Source organism: Fervidibacillus halotolerans (assembly GCF_026547205.1).
Classification (GTDB): Bacteria; Bacillota; Bacilli; order Bacillales; family Caldibacillaceae; genus Fervidibacillus; species Fervidibacillus halotolerans.
The window spans coordinates 2124459-2142212 of sequence record NZ_CP106877.1 but is presented as its reverse complement, the minus strand read 5'-3'; the positions used below and the strand labels follow the sequence as shown (position 1 = coordinate 2142212).

Here is a 17754-nt window from a genome sequence, read left to right as displayed (position 1 = left end):
TACAAGTTGAAAAAATCGACTGCTTGACCGCCCCCCTTTTTTTTATAAAGTGGGACAAGGTTCCGGTTCTTTTGACCCACTCGGTTCTTTTGACCCACTTGGCCCACTCCCTTGACCCACTTGACTCCTTTTGAAACTTTTTCTTTGAAAATGTCGTAATAATAAAATAAGAGTAAATTATTTTAAAAGAAGAAAGGAAGGGATCGATTCATGGAAGAGAGAAGGAAACAAATTTTAGAACGGGTAAAAAATGGGGAATTAAGCGTGGAAGAAGCGATGAAACTATTGGAAAATTTAGATGAAGGCCAGCAGAAAGAAAAATGTACGACCATGGAAACGGAATTTTTGAAGAAGGAACAATTTACGGAAACAGAGGAAAATAAATTTAAAACAGCCACCAACAAACTCGCTAATATTTTTGAACAGGCAGTAAGCAAAGTTAAAGAAATGGACTTGGATTTTTATCATTCTGTGGAGGTATCCCACGTTTTCCAACAAAATTACTCACAGTTTACGAACATTTATATCGATATACCGAATGGGGATGTGACCGTTTCTGTTTGGGATCATACGGATGTTCGAATCGAATGTCAAGGGAAAGTATATCGGGAAGACAACCCAGAAAAGGGAAAAGAAAAATTTTTAAAGGAAATTGAATTTGTCCAATCCGATGAGATTTTATTTTTTAAATCAAAGGATAAATTTATGAAGGTGAATGCAAAAATTTATATCCCAGAAAAAATGTATCGGAAAATTAATGTGAAATTGATCAATGGTCCGATTACCTGTGAACAATTACAGGCGGAAAAACTGGATTGTAACACAGCGAATGGGAAAGTTCGACTGGCATCGTGCTCAGGTAGAAAGGGAGATTTGGAAACGGTCAACGGGCAAGTAACGATCATTGATGGGGACTTTGGAGAACTCGATGTGGAAACTGTAAATGGAAAAGTAAACATCGATGGAAAATTCAAAAAGTTGGATGTGGAAACGATTGGAGGAACGATCATGACTTCCGTGAAAAATTCCGATATGGAAACTGCGCGAATTCGGAGTACAACCGGTTCAGTATACGTAAAATTGCCAACGGAAATAGGCATTTATGGGGAACTAAAATCCCATCTTGGGAACCTCCAAGTTGATTTTCCCGATATCCTTGTAAAGCAATTGAGAAAGGATTTCGTATCGAAGCTCTTCGTATTCGAAAAGGTGAGCGATGCTTCTGAAATGTTGAAGCTATATGCGGAAGCGAAAACCGGTTCGATTTTTATTCAACCATTGTAAGTTGATTCTTGTTAAAAACGCCCTTCTAAATACGTAAAGGATTGTATTTTCCTTTCATGAACAACTGAATCGATTGAAAAAACGTAAAGCATTGGAAAAATAACAGCATCTGTTTCAATCATTTAAATCAAAAAAAAATGGGCGTTTCAAGATATACCACTTGAACCCCATTTTTTCTATCATTGTTGATTTATGAAAAACCGTTACGCTTTCATTAAATAATCTTTAATCACTTCTGGATCTGTATCCTTTAACGCTTCTTGATCGGCGATGACAATAACATTAGGATGTTTTCTTAATATTGATGCAGGAAAGGACTCGGAAATCGGCTCGGTAAATAGTTTGCGGATCGGTTCAGCTTTTGAAGAGCCAGATGCCAACAAAAGGATTTCTCGACTTTCCATAATCGTTTCAATACCCATCGTAATGGAATGGGTCGGTACTTCATCTAAAGATTGGAAAAATCGGGAATTTGCCTGCCGTGTACTTTCGGCCAATTTTACAATATGAGTGCGGCTTGTAAATGGCGTTCCAGGCTCGTTAAAGGCGATATGTCCGTTTCGCCCGATACCTAAAATTTGGATGTGGATGCCTCCAGCTTCTCGAATCATTTGTTCATAACGTTCGCATTCTTTTTCCGGATTTTCACTTTTCCCATTTAAAACGGATGTGTTCTCTTTCAAAATATCGATATGATTAAATAAATGTTCATCCATAAAATACCGGTAACTTTGCGGATGGTTGCCGTCAAGACCAATGTATTCGTCGAGATTAAATGTTCGTACACTTTTGTAACTCGTTCCGTTTTTTCGATGGTCTTCAATTAGGTTTTTGTACAAGCCTGTTGGTGTAGAGCCTGTTGCCAGCCCTAAAACGGCATTCGGATTGGCTTTTACGTAAGAAATGACAATGTCTGCAGCTTTCTTACTCATTTCTTCGTAATCACGTACTTGAATTAACTTCAAAATTTCCCCTCAACTCCTTTAAATGCGATGGTACCTTTTGTGATCGTCATAATCGGTTGGATCTGTTCATCGATAATTACAAAATCTGCATCCTTTCCGATTTCGATTGATCCTTTTCGATGGTCAACTCCAATTTTTTTCGCAGGGTTAACTGTTGCTAATTTAACAGCTTCAGGCAAGGATAACTGAGCAAAATCCATAATATTTTTCACTGCTTGATTCATTTTTAATATGCTTCCAGCAAGTGAACCGCTCGTCAATGTCGCTTTTCCATCCTTAACAATGACGACTTGCCCTCCGAGTTCCGATTCCCCATCAGGTAGCCATTTCGCCCGCATTGCATCCGTAATTAATATTACCCGATCAAGCCCCTTAAGTCTAACCGCTAAATCAATCATTTCCGGACGAATATGGAATCCATCGGCAATGATTTCTACGGTTAAATCATCGAGCAAAAGAGCTCCGCCTGCTGTTCCCGGTTCCCGATGGTGTAGCCCTTTCATACCGTTGAATAAATGGGTAATATGGGATGCACCGGACTGTACGGCCTTTTCGACATCGGAATAATTTGCATCACTATGTCCGATAGAAGAAATGACACCGGTATTTGTTAAATGTTTAACAAAATCAAGTCCGTTTTCTTTTTCTGGAGCCATCGTAACGATTTTAATCGTTCCAGAGGCGATTTCTTGCCAACGGTCGAATTGTTCGATGGACGGTTCCAGAATATATTCTTCCGGTTGTGCTCCTTTCCTTTTAGAATTAATAAAAGGACCTTCTAGATGAACGCCCAAGATTTCCGCCTGCCCTGGTGAATTCTTTTCCTTCATATAGGTGGCTACATTTTCTAAGGCCTTTTCAATCGCTTCTTTTTTTTGCGTGATTGTCGTCGCTAAAAAAGAAGTAGTTCCTTCTTTGACTAACGTATTTGCCATCGTTTCCAGCGCTTCATCGGTGGCATCCATCGTATCGGCTCCACCTGCCCCGTGAATATGAATATCGATGAAACCTGGTGCAATTACGTAGGGGGAAGGGATGTTGATGACTTCTCCGTTAAAACCGGCGGGGATGGAACTTTTATCTCCTATTGAAGTAATGGTTCCATTTTCTACTAAAATCGATTGATTTTCCAACATTTTTCCATCTGTACATACATTTCCTGTTAAAACAAATGGTTCATGGAATCGATTCATTATGGTCACCTGCTTTTTGATAGAATAGATTCGTTTTCATTATAATATAAAAAAAAGAAAAATTCATGAGGAACTGGAAAATATAGTTTGGCTAAAATAGAAAACATGTTACAATTTTTAGTATTGAGAATGGAATTGAAGTTTATCGTGGAACCGGACCTCGTTGAAAAAAATAGAAAAAGACATCCCTAAAGTGTTATTTAAATTTAGACAACGAGTCAGGGGAATACTTTGAAAATTTGACATAAGTGAGGGAAAAGTCCGATGGCAAAAGTGACCGTAAAAGATATTATCGAAAAGTTGGATTTGGAATTGGTAAGTGGAGAGGAAGGTATCGATCGTCCGATCACCACAAGTGATATATCTAGGCCAGGTTTGGAGATTGCTGGTTTTTTTGATTATTATCCGGAAGAACGTTTGCAATTGTTAGGAAGAACGGAGCTTACCTTTTTTCAAAAATTAAATGAAGAGGATAAACAGGCACGGATGAATCGCCTTTGTACGGACGTTACGCCGGGGATTATTATTACTCGGAATATGGATGTTCCGGAAGAATTAATTGAGGCATCGGAACGAAGCGCTGTACCCGTTATGCGTTCAACATTGAAAACGACGAAACTTCTCAGTAATTTGACGAATTATTTAGAGTTACGTTTAGCACCGACGACGGCAATCCACGGCGTATTGGTTGATGTATATGGGGTCGGTGTATTAATCACAGGAAAAAGTGGAGTGGGAAAAAGTGAAACGGCTCTAGAATTGGTAAAACGGGGACACCGTTTAGTCGCCGATGATTGTGTGGAAATTCGTCAAGAAGATCATAATAATCTCGTTGGAAATGCACCGGAGTTAATCGAACATTTATTAGAAATACGTGGTCTTGGAATTATTAATGTTATGACCTTGTTCGGTGCAGGTGCCGTTCGATCCTATAAGCGAATTACATTATGTATAAATCTTGAGAACTGGGACTCCACGAAACAATATGACAGGCTCGGTCTCGAAGAAGAAAAAATGAAGATTTTCGATACGGAAATTCCGAAACTAACCATTCCTGTAAGACCTGGTCGAAATTTAGCTGTCATCATTGAAGTGGCTGCGATGAACTTCCGATTGAAGCGAATGGGAGTGAACGCGGCAAAACAATTTACACAAAAATTGCAAAGTACAATTTTGGACGAGCATGAAGATGATTAATGTTTCGATCGGTAGTTTCTGTTCACTTTTGTCGTTTAAATTGAATCCCCAATATATAAAATGCATATCATTGTTAACATCTTGAAAAATACGAAGAATACTATCGGTGTTTTTTGTACGATTGGAAAATACGAAACACGTCATCGATTATTGGATTTTCGATGTGACGATTAGAGTAAAGTCTTCCACTTGCAAGAAACATTTTTTCTTTCAACTATATGAGGGTTTTGTTACAATTAATTGAAGATTGCACTTGTTTTCTATATGATTATCGTTAAGTAACGATCTCGTTCGTTTCATCAACAACTAGTTTTAGAAATGGGTTATTTTGGTTTACAGAAGAATGAATCGTGATATGGTGCATTCCTTTCTTCTGTTGGAAAGATGAAATTTATTTGGTTAGGAGTCGGTGGATATGCTTGGTCAAATTGCCCCCTTTGATCCGATTGCTTTGAAACTAGGTCCGCTTACCGTTACATGGTACGGGTTAATTATCGGAAGCGGTATCGTTCTTGGATATATTTTAGCAACACGGGAAGGAAGACGAAGGGGATTATCGGAAGAACTGTTTATTGATTTACTCCTTTGGGCGGTACCAATTTCGATTCTATCCGCTCGGATTTATTATGTCATATTTGAATGGGATTATTATGCGGTCAATCCGGGAAAAATCATTGCCATATGGGAAGGCGGTTTGGCGATTCACGGTGCATTGATCGGTGCGATTGTAACAGCGATCGTCTTTTCCCGAAAAAAGGGCATCTCATTTTGGAAATTGGCCGATGTTGCGGCACCGAGTATTATTCTCGGGCAGGCGATCGGCCGATGGGGAAACTTTATGAATCAAGAAGCCCATGGGGGAGAAGTGACGCGGGAATTTTTAGAAGGACTACATTTGCCAGATTTTATCATTAATCAAATGTATATTGATGGAACGTATTATCATCCAACTTTTCTTTACGAATCCCTATGGAATTTTCTCGGTTTAATTTTATTACTCGTTTTACGAAGGGTGAATTTAAAGCAAGGGGAACTGTTTTTTACCTATTTTATTTGGTATTCCGTCGGTCGATTTTTCATCGAAGGAATGCGTACGGATAGTCTATACTTAATCGGTACGAATATTCGAATGGCCCAACTGATGTCAATTGTTTTGATCCTTCTATCGGTCATTTTTATCATTTATCGACGGAAAAAAGGGGATGTTCCCGGTTACTTAGATTAATGAAGGAATGTCCTAAGGGTTCGGAGGTGGACGTGGTGACTTTTTCGTCGTTTAGGAAAGGTTTGAAAACCGGATTGGAAACGACGTGGGATTTAGGAAAAATTATTTTCCCGGTTACATTGATTGTAACTTTATTGCAACATTCTCCGGTTTTACCTTGGATTATTAATTTGATTTCGCCATTTATGGGACTGATCGGATTACCTGGAGATGCGGCCATTCCCCTCGTGTTAGGAAATCTTTTGAATTTATATGCGGCCATCGGGGCGATTTTATCCATTGAGTTCACGGTAAAGGAAGTTTTTATTATTGCCGTTATGCTTTCCTTTTCCCATAATTTATTGGTGGAATCGTCCGTTGCGGTGAAATCTGGTGTGAGATTGTCGGTGGTTTTAACGGTACGAATTGGGCTTGCCTTATTATCGGCAGTCATGATTCACCTTTTATGGCCAGGCGGGGGTGAAGTGGCGAAATATGGATTCGTTCCAGTAGCGGACGCACCACCGGAAGGATTGATTGCCATCTTTTTAACGGGATTAGAAAAAGCGGGAATCGGGGTATTGCAATTGGCTATGATCGTCATTCCGTTGATGATCGGAATCCAAGTGTTAAAGGATTTGAAATGGCTCGATCTTTTTTCCAAATGGATGGCTCCGGTAACAAGGGCGTTTGGAATGAAGGAAAATACGTCGTTAACATTAACGGCCGGTTTGATTTTTGGATTGGCGATGGGGGCTGGCGTTCTCCTTCAGTCCATTCGGGAAGATGGTGTAAGTAAAAAAGATACGACCCTCGCTTTCATATTTTTAGTTGCTTGTCATGCCATCATTGAAGATACATTGATTTTTATCCCCTTGGGAATTCCGGTACTACCATTATTTATCATTCGCTTTTTAACAGCTATTTTACTGACCCTTATCATTGGAACGGTGTGGACAAAGGTAGAAATGATGAACGGAAAGGAAATGTCCTATGGAAGATAATATTACGACAGTTTTATTTGATTTAGATGGAACGTTGGTAGATACGTATGAATTGATTTTAACTTCCTTCCGCCATACCTTTGACCATTACGTTCCCGGTCGGTTTACGAAGGAAGATTGTATTTCTTTTATCGGTCCGCCCCTTACCGAAACATTCGCTTCTATTTTACCGGAAAAAACAGAAGAGATGGTTCAATTTTACCGGAATTTTAATAAACAGCACCATGATACGTTAATCAAACCGTTCGCTGGAGTATATGATACAGTAAAAACGTTACACGAACGGGGATATAAATTGGCCATCGTATCAACGAAGATGAAAGACATGGTTATAAAAGGATTGGAGGCGACCGATTTACATCCGTTTTTTCCCGTCATCATCGCGCTAGATGATGTGAAATACGCCAAACCGGATCCGGAACCGATATTCAAAGCGTTGGAATTGTTGCGGTCCGATGTTCAGGAAGCTGTGATGGTGGGGGATTCGAATCATGATATTTTAGCTGCGAAAAACGCTGGAACCCGTTCCGTAGGCGTATCATGGTCCATAAAAGGGAAAGATTATTTACAGCGTTTTTCACCGGACTATATGATTAATCATATGGGGGATTTATTAAAAATCGTCGGAGTTGAGGCGAATGCGAAAAACGACCAGGTATGAAGTTTATGGGGCGAATTCCCTTTGGCAAATGTATAAAACCGTTTCCTTTTGGAAGGTGACGAAAAACTTTATCGTCATTCAACTCGCTCGGTATACGCCTTTTTTACCTGTAAAAAATTGGCTGTACCGCACTTTTCTTAAAATGAAAGTCGGAGAAAAAACGTCCTTTGGGTTAATGGCGATGGTAGATATTATGTTTCCGGAAAAAATTCAAGTTGGAAAGAATTGTGTGATTGGTTACAACTCGACGATTTTGGCACATGAGTATTTAATTAAGGAATACCGACTTGGCGACGTCGTAATCGGGGATGAAGTGATGATCGGTGCGAACACGACGATTTTACCTGGCGTAACGATTGGCGACGGTGCCATCGTATCGGCGGGAACGTTAGTACATAAAGATGTGCCTGCGGGAAGTTTTGTCGGTGGTAATCCGATGAAAATCATTTATACGAAAGAACAGTTGGATGAACTACGGAAAGATGATCCAATATACGGAACTGGAAAGCGGTCGAACTAAATTAGGCCGTTTTTTTCATCAAATGGAAAAGATTTAGAGAAATGTGGAAGTAAGTGGTGAACGAAGAAATCACTGTAGGATCGATCGTTACCTGCTTTTTAAAATCAGTATATTTCAAAGGAGTTTTTGTCTATCCAAATCATTCACTTTTTGTCTATGACTGGATTTAAGGGATAGTCCTTCCATTGCTTACAAAATCAAGGGAGATACGTTTTCCATTAGGTGAAAGGGTTCGCTATTTTAATTAGTTTCATAAGTTTGGTCAATGCTATTTTAAACCGGTTGTATATATGATAAAATATATCTTTGGTTTTACAAACAATAAGAATTCCAATGATATAGATTGATAAACTGAAGTTGGGGGATATTTTTGTGCAAAATAATGATCAAATGCATAACGACCAAAACGATCTAGAAAACATATATTCTTTCATCCCAAGCGGTGAATTTTATTTTTCCAAAGGGATTCAAGCATTTCAAAAACATGATTTACAAAATGCGAAAAAATATTTACGTCGGGCGATGGAGTTGGAGCCTAATGAACCGATTATCGCCTGCCAATATGCAATCGTATTGGGAGAACTGGAGTTATATGAACAATCGAATGATATTATTTATCACGTTTTAAATGAAATCGATCCGGATTTGCATGAATGTCATTATTTTTTGGCAAATAATTTTGCTTATATGGGTCTATATAAAAAATCCTTATATCATGCAAATAAATATATCAGTTTGGAACCGGATGGCCAATTTGCGAAAGATGCATTGGAATTGATTGAAATTGTCTCTATTGAAAATGAGGAGGAACATGTCGATCCGATTTCGTCGAATGACTTCGAAGATGAGGAATTGATCGAAGGGCAAGAAGAAGCGATGCATCTGTTAGAAAATGGTAAATATGACGAGGCAATTGAGGAATTTCAACAATTGATTACGAAACATCCGGACTTTTGGCCTGCGCATAATAATCTAGCGTTAGCGTATTATTACGTTGGAAAAAAGGATTTGGCGAAGGAAGTAACGGAGCGGGTTTTAGCGAAAAGTCCAGGAAATTTACACGCCCTTTGCAATATGGTCGTTTTCCTTTATTATGACGGAGAAGATTACCAGTCCCTTCTTCCGGCTTTAGAAAAAATCCACCCGATTTCCATCGACCATCGTTATAAATTAGGTGTCACCTTTTCCATTCTCGGCGAATATGAAAAAGGATATTATTGGCTACGGAAAATCATGAAACATATTCCCGTGGACGATGGTTCCTTTTATTATTGGTATAGTTGTGCAGCCTATTATGTTGGAAAAAAACAACAGGCGGACTTTGCTTGGAAAAATTTATTAAAATATCATCCGGATAAAATTGGTATGGAACCGTGGAAATGATTAAAAATAAGGCAGGAATGTGAACGTTCATCCATTGAGGCGAAACCTTGAGCAAATCATTAGACGGCAGGCATCTTCTTTTATAGATTATACTTATAAGAACATAATATATGTAGTGACAAAAACTAAGGAGTGAAGAAGATGTCCGAAGAAAAGATTTACGATGTTGTGGTTATCGGGGCTGGACCGGCAGGAATGACTGCAGCTGTTTATGCATCCCGTGCGAACTTATCCACCCTTATGATTGAACGTGGTGTTCCAGGCGGACAAATGGCTAATACGGAAGAAGTAGAAAATTATCCTGGATATGAATCGATCTTAGGTCCTGAATTGTCTAATAAAATGTTCGAACATGCGAAAAAGTTCGGTGCAGAATATGCTTTCGGAGATATAAAAGAAATTGTCGACGGTAAGGAATACAAAGTAATCAAGGCAGGACATACGGAATATAAGGCACGGGCAGTGATTATTGCAACTGGTGCCGAATATCGGAAATTAGGTGTACCGGGAGAAGCAGAACTTAGCGGACGTGGTGTTTCCTACTGTGCGGTTTGTGACGGTGCATTCTTTAGAGATAAGGAATTGGTCGTTGTTGGTGGCGGTGACTCGGCGGTTGAAGAAGGGGTGTATTTGACCCGCTTTGCGAAAAAGGTGACGATCGTCCATCGTCGGGACAAATTACGTGCTCAAAAAATTTTACAAGACCGGGCCTTCGCCAATGAGAAAGTCGATTTCATTTGGAACCACACGGTAAAATCAATCAATGAAAAGGACGGAAAAGTCGGAAGCGTCACCCTCGTTTCAACGGTTGATGGTTCGGAACGGGAATTTAAAACAGACGGTGTATTTATTTACATTGGTATGGTTCCATTAACAAAACCGTTTGAAAATCTAGGAATTACGAATGAAAATGGTTATATAGTAACGAATGAACGAATGGAAACGAAAATTCCGGGTATTTTTGCCGCAGGAGACGTTCGTGAAAAGGAACTTCGCCAAATCGTAACGGCTACAGGAGACGGAAGTATTGCAGCTCAAAATGCACAACATTATATTGAACAGTTAATGGAAGAATTAAAAACAACGGCAGGCTAAAGCATATAAGTATTTTAAAAAGGGATGTGGTTTGAAACAAACCCTCCCTTTTTTGTTGTTCTCGTTAACAATTTCATCGCCTCTACACATATCCTAGAGGATGTACGATTGTCGCTTTTTTTACAAAGGTCCCCATCATTACTTCGACGTTTTTGCGTTCCTTCGGTTGAAAAAATTCCTCCCATTCATCTCAGCATCAATAACAATAATTTTCAAAATTCCAATAGGCAGGAAGTCAAACATCATTTTTTTAGAAAAACTTTCCAGAAATGAGAGGTTCTGTCGAATCGTTTTTGATTTTGTTGAAAAGAGTAGAAAACGGAACGGTAAGATTAAGGTGAAATTTGTTTACAATTCTAAACGGAAACGTAAATTCCGTTTAATTATGCTGTAACAATCGTGAAATAATATTCGAGTATGATATAAATAAGAAATTGACCCCCTTTAATATATAAAGATTTATTTTGTCGACGCAGGCTGCCCTGTGTCTTTTTTTATTGAAGAAAAATATTTATTAATTTGCCCGTTTTATTCATCTTTATGTTGAACGAATTCGTTTATCCACGTTAAAAGGAAAAGATATAATATTAAAATGGTTTTTTCCTAAGCCAAACTCACAAAACTCATTTTATAAAATAGAACGACTCGTTTTCATTCGAATTTTATTCTCTTCACTTTTTATGAAACGTCCGATTGATCCAGCTAAATATCCCTTCGATTGTTGTTCATCATGGACCTATAGTATAATAGCGTTAGATTTGTAAATTTTTAGGTTGTTGATTTCGAGGTGATTTCCGTGCAAAAAGTAGCAAATTGTATTTATTTAAAGGATAATCATATTCTTTTATTGCAAAAACCACGGCGAAATTGGTGGACGATTCCCGGAGGAAAAATGGAAGTAGGAGAGACGGTAATCGAATCTGTTAAAAGGGAGTTTTTCGAGGAAACGGGGATTCAAATCCAATGGCCGATTTTAAAAGGAATATATAATTTTCTTATTAAACGTGGAGATTTAACGGTAAAAGAATGGATGATGTTTACCTTTTTAGTGAAAAAGGGTGAAGGCCATGAAAAACAAGTGACGGAAGAAGGCATTTTACAATGGCATTCCATCGATGAATTGAATCGTTTACCCATGGCTGAAGGTGACCGTTATATTTTGGAACATGCTTTAAAGGATCAAGGTCTTGCTTTCGGGATTTTTGAGTATACGGAAGATGAGCAGTTATTATCGTATCGAATCGATGTATGAGGAAGCGAAGAGGGAAACCCCGAATTGTAGGCCTAATCGATTGGATTTAATCCGATGAAGATTTTGACGAATGATGGAACGATAAAAGTGGGTTCGATGAATCGCTTTCAATAGAATCAAAGGTGATTGGAAATATTTTTTATGTCTCTGTTCACCTAAAAGAAAGGTAAAATAGATATCGGAGCATTGAAGGAACAATTTTGTAAATGGGGGAGACGCCCAAATGGAAGAAAACAATCAAATCGAAATGGTTATTATAACAGGAATGTCTGGTGCAGGAAAAACGGTTGCCATTCGAAGTTTTGAAGATTTGGGATTTTATTGTGTAGATAATTTACCGCCGATGTTGTTACCGAAATTTTTGGAATTAATGAGGGAATCGAAAAATAAAATGAATAAAGTTGCCCTTGTGATGGATTTACGTGGGCGGGAATTTTTCGATCAGCTCTTTCATGTGTTGGATGAATTGGAAAACATACCTAGGATGACACCACATATTTTATTTTTGGACGCGGACGATGCTACATTGGTTCAACGTTATAAGGAGACGAGAAGATCCCATCCCCTTGCCAAATCTGGGCTACCATTGGAAGGAATCAAGTTGGAAAGGAAATTACTTGAGGAAATTAAAGGACGTGCCCAAACGATCTATAACACGTCCAAATTGAAACCGAAAGAATTGCGAGAAAAAATTCAAAGCGAGTTTTCCAATAGCAAAACGAAATTGTTTACTGTAAATATCGTTTCTTTCGGCTTTAAGCATGGCATCCCGATCGATGCGGATCTCGTTTTTGACGTCCGGTTTTTGCCCAATCCATTTTATATTGAGCATATGCGATCAAAGACGGGATTAGATGATGAAGTGTACAATTATGTTATGAAATGGAACGATACGATCCGCTTTTTAGAAAAACTACAAGATCTTTTAAAATTTATTTTGCCTTTGTATAAAAGGGAGGGAAAAAGTCAACTTGTTATTGGTATTGGCTGTACAGGAGGCCAACATCGATCCGTGGCCATTGCCCAATACTTAAAAGATCAGTTGTCGAAAGATTATTTTGTACAGGTTTCCCATAAAGAACTATCATAGGAGAGGAATTGCTAATATGATGAAGATGGAATTACCAAAGGTTGTCATAATAGGGGGTGGAACGGGTCTTTCCGTACTGCTAAGGGGGATTAAACGGTATCCATTAAATATAACAGCGATCGTTACTGTTGCAGATGACGGGGGGAGCTCGGGTAGAATTCGTGAAGACCTCCATATTCCGCCTCCGGGGGATATTCGGAATGTTTTAGCGGCTTTATCAGAAGTGGAACCGCTGATTGAGGAAATGTTTCAACATCGTTTCCGAACGAATGGGGACTTATCCGGTCATTCTTTGGGCAACTTAATATTAGCTGCTTTGACGAATATTACCGGAAATTTTGCCCATGCGGTCCATGAACTAAGCCGGGTGTTGAATGTAAAGGGACGGGTACTTCCTTCAGCAAATCAACTCCTCGTTCTTCATGCTGAAATGGAGGATGGATCGATTGTTGAAGGCGAATCGAAAATACCTAAAGCCGGTAAAAAGATTAAACGAGTGTTTATTACACCTGAAAATGCTGAGCCGTTACCAGAAGCGATTCATGCCATTCAGGATGCCGATTTAATTATTATTGGTCCTGGAAGTTTATATACGAGCATTTTACCCAATTTATTAGTTCCAAAAATTGGGGAAGAAGTGCTTAAGGCGAAAGCGAAGAAGGTATATATTTGCAATTTAATGACTCAGGCTGGAGAGACGAAGGGATATTCCGCTAGTGAGCACGTAAAGGCAATCTATGATCATTTACATGAGCCATTTTTACACACCATCATCGTTAATGATGGAATGATTCCTGAAATTATTCAAATGCGGTATAAAGGTGAGTCGGCGGAACCGGTTTTATTCGATAAGGGTGCCCTGTTGAGTTTAGGTTTAAATGTTCTTTCCGATTCGATTATTTCAACGGAGGATGGGACGATTCGGCACGATACGAAAAAAGTGTCGGAAATGATTTATCGGTTGATAAAAAATGAAACAACTTTCGGCATGTCGTCGTAGGAAAACAAGGGGGTGCCTAATTGTCATTTGCTTCTGATATCAAAAAAGAGTTAACGAATTTGCCCGTAAATGATTGTTGCATGAAATCTGAACTATCGGCGCTCATACAAATGAACGGTACAATTTCCTTTTCTAATCGCCACCTCATCGTCGATATTCAAACGGAAAATGCGGCCATTGCTAGGCGCATTTATTTGTTATTGAAAAAACAATATTTTGCTTCGGTGGAAATTTTAGTGCGGAAGAAAATGCGTCTAAAGAAAAACAATATTTATCTCGTTCGGATCGTGGATGAAGTTCAAGAAATATTACAGGATTTACAAATCTTAGGGAATCATTTCCAAATCAATCAGGAAATCTCACCTCCCCTTATTCAAAAATCATGTTGTAAAAAGGCGTATTTGAGGGGAGCCTTTTTAGCTGGTGGTTCCGTGAATAATCCGGAAACTTCTTCTTATCATTTAGAAATTTTCTCTTCGTATAAAGATCATTGTGATTCCTTAAGTTCTTTGATGAATAAATTTTATTTGAATAGTAAAACATTGGAACGGAAAAAGGGATGCATCGTTTATTTAAAGGAAGCTGAAAAAATCTCTGACTTTTTGAGTGTGATCGGTGCCCATAACGCACTATTGCGTTTTGAAGATGTTCGAATTGTTCGGGATATGCGGAACTCGGTCAATCGCCTCGTTAATTGTGAAACGGCTAATTTAAATAAAACAATTGGAGCCGCCATTCGACAGATCGATAATATAAAATATATTGATAAAATGATTGGGCTTGATGCATTACCGGATAAATTAAAAGAAATAGCAGTATTACGACTGGAACATCAAGATGTATCATTGAAGGAACTCGGAGAAATGTTAGGGGGGACAATTAGTAAATCAGGCATTAACCATCGCCTTCGGAAAATTGATGAGATAGCCGAAAAACTACGGATGGGTGAGCCCGTTCAATTTAAATAAACATGTTCATGCGTTCATTTGGGAAGGGAACCCTTGGGAATTTTCCGTTATTAGGGGTATTTTGTCTTTGCTTATTTGTTTTACAAAGCTGATCGATGTTTTCGGTAAATTTCAGTAGAAAGAGGTGATCAAATTCTATTTGTATTTCATTTGTTCATGTATTTTTCAATCCTGTAATTGGAAATAAAGGATTCAAAAAATTTTCTTTTTTAACGAAAGCGGAAACATGATAGATAAATAATAATCGTATTATAATTTAAAATAGAAGGAGGGGAGAAGAGAAAATGATCGAAAAAAAAGCAGTTGTTAAATTAAAAGCAGGTTTGCAAGCACGTCCTGCAGCCCTATTTGTTCAAGAAGCGAACCGGTTTTCATCGGAAATTTTTATAGAGAGGGATGAAAAAAAGGTTAACGCAAAAAGCATTATGGGAATTATGGGGTTAGCCATTGCTTCCGGTTCTGAAGTGACGATCATTGCCGATGGAAGCGATGAAAAAGAAGCAGTCGATGCCCTTGCCCAATTTTTGGAGAAGGAAGAATGATTCCCCAATGGAAATGGAATTTTTCTTTTATTATATATGCCGACTATGATCAGATGAAAAAGGCAAATGGGAACAGGGTAATCATACGAAAAAAGGGTGTCCCGTTTGTTGGACACCCTTATTTTTCATTATTTTATCGTATTGTGAGTGATAATGTGATCGATTAAACCGTATTCCTTCGCTTGTTCTGCCGTCATAAAATTGTCCCTATCTGTATCTCTTTCAATAACTTCAAGGGGTTGACCGGTTCTTTCGGATAAAATTCTATTCAATTTATCTCGCAAGAATAAAATTCGTTTCGCTGCAATTTCAATTTCTGTAGCCTGACCTTGGGCGCCACCTAATGGTTGGTGAATCATGACTTCAGCGTTCGGCAGAGCATACCGTTTCCCTTTTGTTCCGGCAGCGAGTAAAAAGGCACCCATGGAAGCAGCCATTCCGATACTAATCGTTTGTACGTCCGCTTTTACAAACTGCATCGTATCATAAATGGCCATTCCAGCCGTGATACTACCACCCGGGCTGTTAATGTAAAGGGAGATGTCCTTTTCCGGGTTTTCCGCATCTAAAAACAATAATTGGGCGACAATGGAATTTGCCACATTGTCATCGATCGGACCGCCGAGCATAATAATCCGATCTTTTAATAAGCGGGAGTAAATATCATAAGCGCGTTCGCCACGGTTCGTTTGTTCAATCACTGTAGGTATCAAATTCATCACATAATCCTCCTCATCGATCAATTTTAATAACAATGGGAATAGACAATCGTCCAATCTCACCTATTGTATGTATATTCTACAATAAAGGTCAGTAAAGGTCAAACGAAAACATATTTCTCCTTTGTTTTAAAGCTCATTAACTATGTTATGGAATTGGGATTATGATGCAAAGTGGCGCTGTAAATTGGTGGCATGATTCATGTTGATAAATGACTAATGTTCTTTTATCGTTTGTTTTTCCAATTTGATCCGGCTGTATAGGATGGAATGATTTGTTTTAGGAAAAAATCAGAACCATTTTGCGTTTTGGACCCGTTGGTATCTTTTACTCAGCATTATCGAAATTTATGACTTTTAAACGTATAAGTAGAAGAAAACAGTTTGACGAATAGAAGGGGTGTTGCATATGTTCGATTCTAACCCGATCCCATTAGGGAATCAAATTTATTTAATTGACGGGTTTGATATGGAAATCCCGAAAAGGACGGGTATATATGTCATTGATGAAGAACAATTAACGATCGTCGAAACCGGACCGAGCCCGTCAGTTAAATATATTCGAAAAGGGTTGGAAAAAATCGGTCGTACGCTAAACGATATAAACTATATTATCGTGACTCATATTCATCTTGATCACGCAGGGGGTGCAGGTTTACTTCTGCAACAATGCCCGAATGCGAAAGTTGTCGTCCATCCCCGTGGTGCGAAACATTTAGCGGACCCGAGACGACTCGTTAGTGGAGCGCGGGCGATATACGGGGATAGTTTTTCTGACTTTTTTGATCCAGTGATCCCTATTCCAAATGATCGTATAATTGTAAAGGGGGAAGGGGATACGTTAAAAATCGGTTCGAATCGTGAGCTTACATTTTTCGATACACCTGGACATGCTCGTCATCATTTTAGCATATATGACTCGATCAGTAACGGTATGTTTACCGGTGATACAGCAGGAATTAGATATGAACAACTTGCCCAAGAAGGGATTCATTTGTATTTACCGACCACATCTCCGAACCATTTCGATCCAGAAGCAATGAAACAATCGATTCGCCGCTTTCAAAAGATGGATTTGTCTCGAATTTACTTCGGTCATTTTGGGATGACAGATTATCCCCAAATAGCTCTACAAAGCGTTTTGGACTGGTTGGACGTGTTCATGGAGGAAGCGAATCGAACCGTGGATGAGGGGAAAGGTTATGATGTATTAGCTGATCGGATGTTCCTTCGTGTACAAAAAGTACTAGATGAAAAAGGAATTCCACGAGACCATGATGTCTACATTATTTTGAATCTAGACATGCAGATCAGTGCCCTTGGCATTATGGATTATTATCAAAAAATGAAACATTAATGTGATTCATGTCCTTTTCTTATTTTCGAATCAATTCGTTGTGTAAAAAAGTTAAACTATTTTATCACGACAAAACAAAGAAAAAGCCCCTTTTACTCTAGGTAAAGGGGTTAGGACCCTCGGTAGGAATCGAACCCACATTACAACAACTAGAATCTTGCGTCCGATCGAAGGGCTACAGAGCGAGGGTTGTTAATCGGAATACTGGAGTCGGGATTTATTAAAAATGACAGAGCCTGAATCACTTACTAAACTACGAATTTTAGAAATATCAACTCTCTATAGATCAAATGTCATTCCTGGGACTGTTCGATCTTCCT

The 17754-nt window shown here is 38.7% G+C and carries 17 protein-coding genes; 14 read left to right on the top strand and 3 right to left on the bottom strand.

What is annotated here, in order from left to right; genetic code table 11:
• Positions 1-210: 210 nt before the first annotated feature.
• Positions 211-1284: a DUF4097 family beta strand repeat-containing protein gene (locus OE105_RS10275; RefSeq protein WP_275420091.1), complete on the top strand. Its 1074-nt coding sequence runs from the start codon at positions 211-213 to the stop codon at positions 1282-1284.
• Positions 1285-1487: 203 nt separating this feature from the next.
• Here the strand turns inward: OE105_RS10275 and nagB are convergent, their stop codons facing one another.
• Together nagB and nagA are read right to left on the bottom strand one after the other, a co-directional pair.
• Positions 1488-2249: a glucosamine-6-phosphate deaminase gene (nagB, locus tag OE105_RS10270; RefSeq protein WP_275420090.1), complete on the bottom strand. Its 762-nt coding sequence runs from the start codon at positions 2247-2249 to the stop codon at positions 1488-1490.
• Positions 2246-3442, bottom strand: a complete 1197-nt coding sequence (gene nagA / locus OE105_RS10265; protein WP_275420089.1) for an N-acetylglucosamine-6-phosphate deacetylase — start codon at positions 3440-3442, stop codon at positions 2246-2248. The genes nagB and nagA overlap by 4 nt, the downstream gene beginning before the upstream one ends.
• A 264-nt stretch (positions 3443-3706) precedes the next feature.
• On the opposite strand from nagA, the gene hprK reads away from it, so the two are divergent.
• The 12 genes from hprK to OE105_RS10205 all read left to right on the top strand — a co-directional run bounded on the left by hprK (position 3707) and on the right by OE105_RS10205 (position 15358).
• On the top strand, positions 3707-4639 hold the full coding sequence (hprK, locus tag OE105_RS10260) for an HPr(Ser) kinase/phosphatase (protein ID WP_275420088.1): 933 nt from the start codon (positions 3707-3709) through the stop codon (positions 4637-4639).
• A 415-nt stretch (positions 4640-5054) separates the two neighbouring features.
• Positions 5055-5864 carry a prolipoprotein diacylglyceryl transferase gene (lgt, locus tag OE105_RS10255; protein ID WP_275420087.1) on the top strand — a complete coding sequence of 270 codons (810 nt, stop codon included), beginning with the start codon at positions 5055-5057 and terminating at the stop codon, positions 5862-5864.
• Positions 5865-5899: 35 nt separating this feature from the next.
• Positions 5900-6847: a nucleoside recognition domain-containing protein gene (locus OE105_RS10250; RefSeq protein ID WP_275420086.1), complete on the top strand. Its 948-nt coding sequence runs from the start codon at positions 5900-5902 to the stop codon at positions 6845-6847.
• Positions 6837-7508, top strand: a complete 672-nt coding sequence (ppaX, locus tag OE105_RS10245; protein WP_275420085.1) for a pyrophosphatase PpaX — start codon at positions 6837-6839, stop codon at positions 7506-7508. Before OE105_RS10250 ends, ppaX begins: the two co-directional genes overlap by 11 nt.
• A complete protein-coding gene (locus OE105_RS10240) occupies positions 7486-8028 on the top strand; it encodes an acyltransferase (RefSeq protein WP_275420084.1) in 543 nt (180 codons plus the stop codon). The genes ppaX and OE105_RS10240 overlap by 23 nt, the downstream gene beginning before the upstream one ends.
• 372 nt (positions 8029-8400) lie before the next feature.
• Complete coding sequence (locus tag OE105_RS10235) at positions 8401-9411, top strand: tetratricopeptide repeat protein (RefSeq protein WP_275420083.1); 1011 nt, start codon at positions 8401-8403, stop codon at positions 9409-9411.
• 141 nt (positions 9412-9552) lie between these two features.
• Complete coding sequence (gene trxB / locus OE105_RS10230) at positions 9553-10506, top strand: thioredoxin-disulfide reductase (protein WP_275420082.1); 954 nt, start codon at positions 9553-9555, stop codon at positions 10504-10506.
• A gap of 796 nt (positions 10507-11302) precedes the next feature.
• Complete coding sequence (locus OE105_RS10225) at positions 11303-11758, top strand: NUDIX hydrolase (RefSeq protein WP_275420081.1); 456 nt, start codon at positions 11303-11305, stop codon at positions 11756-11758.
• Between the two features lie 223 nt (positions 11759-11981).
• Complete coding sequence (gene rapZ, locus OE105_RS10220) at positions 11982-12848, top strand: RNase adapter RapZ (protein WP_275420080.1); 867 nt, start codon at positions 11982-11984, stop codon at positions 12846-12848.
• A 16-nt stretch (positions 12849-12864) separates the two neighbouring features.
• Entirely contained in the window at positions 12865-13848 is a 984-nt protein-coding gene (locus OE105_RS10215; protein ID WP_275420078.1) for a gluconeogenesis factor YvcK family protein, read from the top strand.
• Between the two features lie 20 nt (positions 13849-13868).
• Positions 13869-14816, top strand: coding sequence for a DNA-binding protein WhiA (gene whiA, locus OE105_RS10210; protein ID WP_275420077.1), 948 nt, complete (start codon positions 13869-13871; stop codon positions 14814-14816).
• A 284-nt stretch (positions 14817-15100) separates the two neighbouring features.
• Positions 15101-15358, top strand: a complete 258-nt coding sequence (locus tag OE105_RS10205; RefSeq protein ID WP_275420076.1) for an HPr family phosphocarrier protein — start codon at positions 15101-15103, stop codon at positions 15356-15358.
• A gap of 128 nt (positions 15359-15486) precedes the next feature.
• On the opposite strand, the gene clpP is transcribed toward OE105_RS10205, so the two are convergent.
• A complete protein-coding gene (clpP, locus tag OE105_RS10200) occupies positions 15487-16077 on the bottom strand; it encodes an ATP-dependent Clp endopeptidase proteolytic subunit ClpP (RefSeq protein ID WP_275420075.1) in 591 nt (196 codons plus the stop codon).
• A gap of 409 nt (positions 16078-16486) precedes the next feature.
• Here clpP and OE105_RS10195 point away from each other — a divergent pair, with 409 nt between their 5' ends.
• Positions 16487-17434, top strand: a complete 948-nt coding sequence (locus OE105_RS10195) for an MBL fold metallo-hydrolase (RefSeq protein ID WP_275420074.1) — start codon at positions 16487-16489, stop codon at positions 17432-17434.
• Positions 17435-17754 lie beyond the last annotated feature (320 nt).

Excerpts from the sequence above, each read along its gene's own strand:
- OE105_RS10275 (WP_275420091.1), top strand. The coding sequence starts at position 211 with ATGGAAGAGAGAAGGAAACAAATTTTAGAACGGGTAAAAAATGGGGAA.
- nagA (WP_275420089.1), bottom strand. The coding sequence starts at position 3,442 with ATGAATCGATTCCATGAACCATTTGTTTTAACAGGAAATGTATGTACA.
- hprK (WP_275420088.1), top strand. The coding sequence starts at position 3,707 with ATGGCAAAAGTGACCGTAAAAGATATTATCGAAAAGTTGGATTTGGAA.
- lgt (WP_275420087.1), top strand. The coding sequence starts at position 5,055 with ATGCTTGGTCAAATTGCCCCCTTTGATCCGATTGCTTTGAAACTAGGT.
- ppaX (WP_275420085.1), top strand. The coding sequence starts at position 6,837 with ATGGAAGATAATATTACGACAGTTTTATTTGATTTAGATGGAACGTTG.
- OE105_RS10240 (WP_275420084.1), top strand. The coding sequence starts at position 7,486 with ATGCGAAAAACGACCAGGTATGAAGTTTATGGGGCGAATTCCCTTTGG.
- trxB (WP_275420082.1), top strand. The coding sequence starts at position 9,553 with ATGTCCGAAGAAAAGATTTACGATGTTGTGGTTATCGGGGCTGGACCG.
- rapZ (WP_275420080.1), top strand. The coding sequence starts at position 11,982 with ATGGAAGAAAACAATCAAATCGAAATGGTTATTATAACAGGAATGTCT.
- OE105_RS10215 (WP_275420078.1), top strand. The coding sequence starts at position 12,865 with ATGATGAAGATGGAATTACCAAAGGTTGTCATAATAGGGGGTGGAACG.
- OE105_RS10205 (WP_275420076.1), top strand. The coding sequence starts at position 15,101 with ATGATCGAAAAAAAAGCAGTTGTTAAATTAAAAGCAGGTTTGCAAGCA.
- clpP (WP_275420075.1), bottom strand. The coding sequence starts at position 16,077 with ATGAATTTGATACCTACAGTGATTGAACAAACGAACCGTGGCGAACGC.
- OE105_RS10195 (WP_275420074.1), top strand. The coding sequence starts at position 16,487 with ATGTTCGATTCTAACCCGATCCCATTAGGGAATCAAATTTATTTAATT.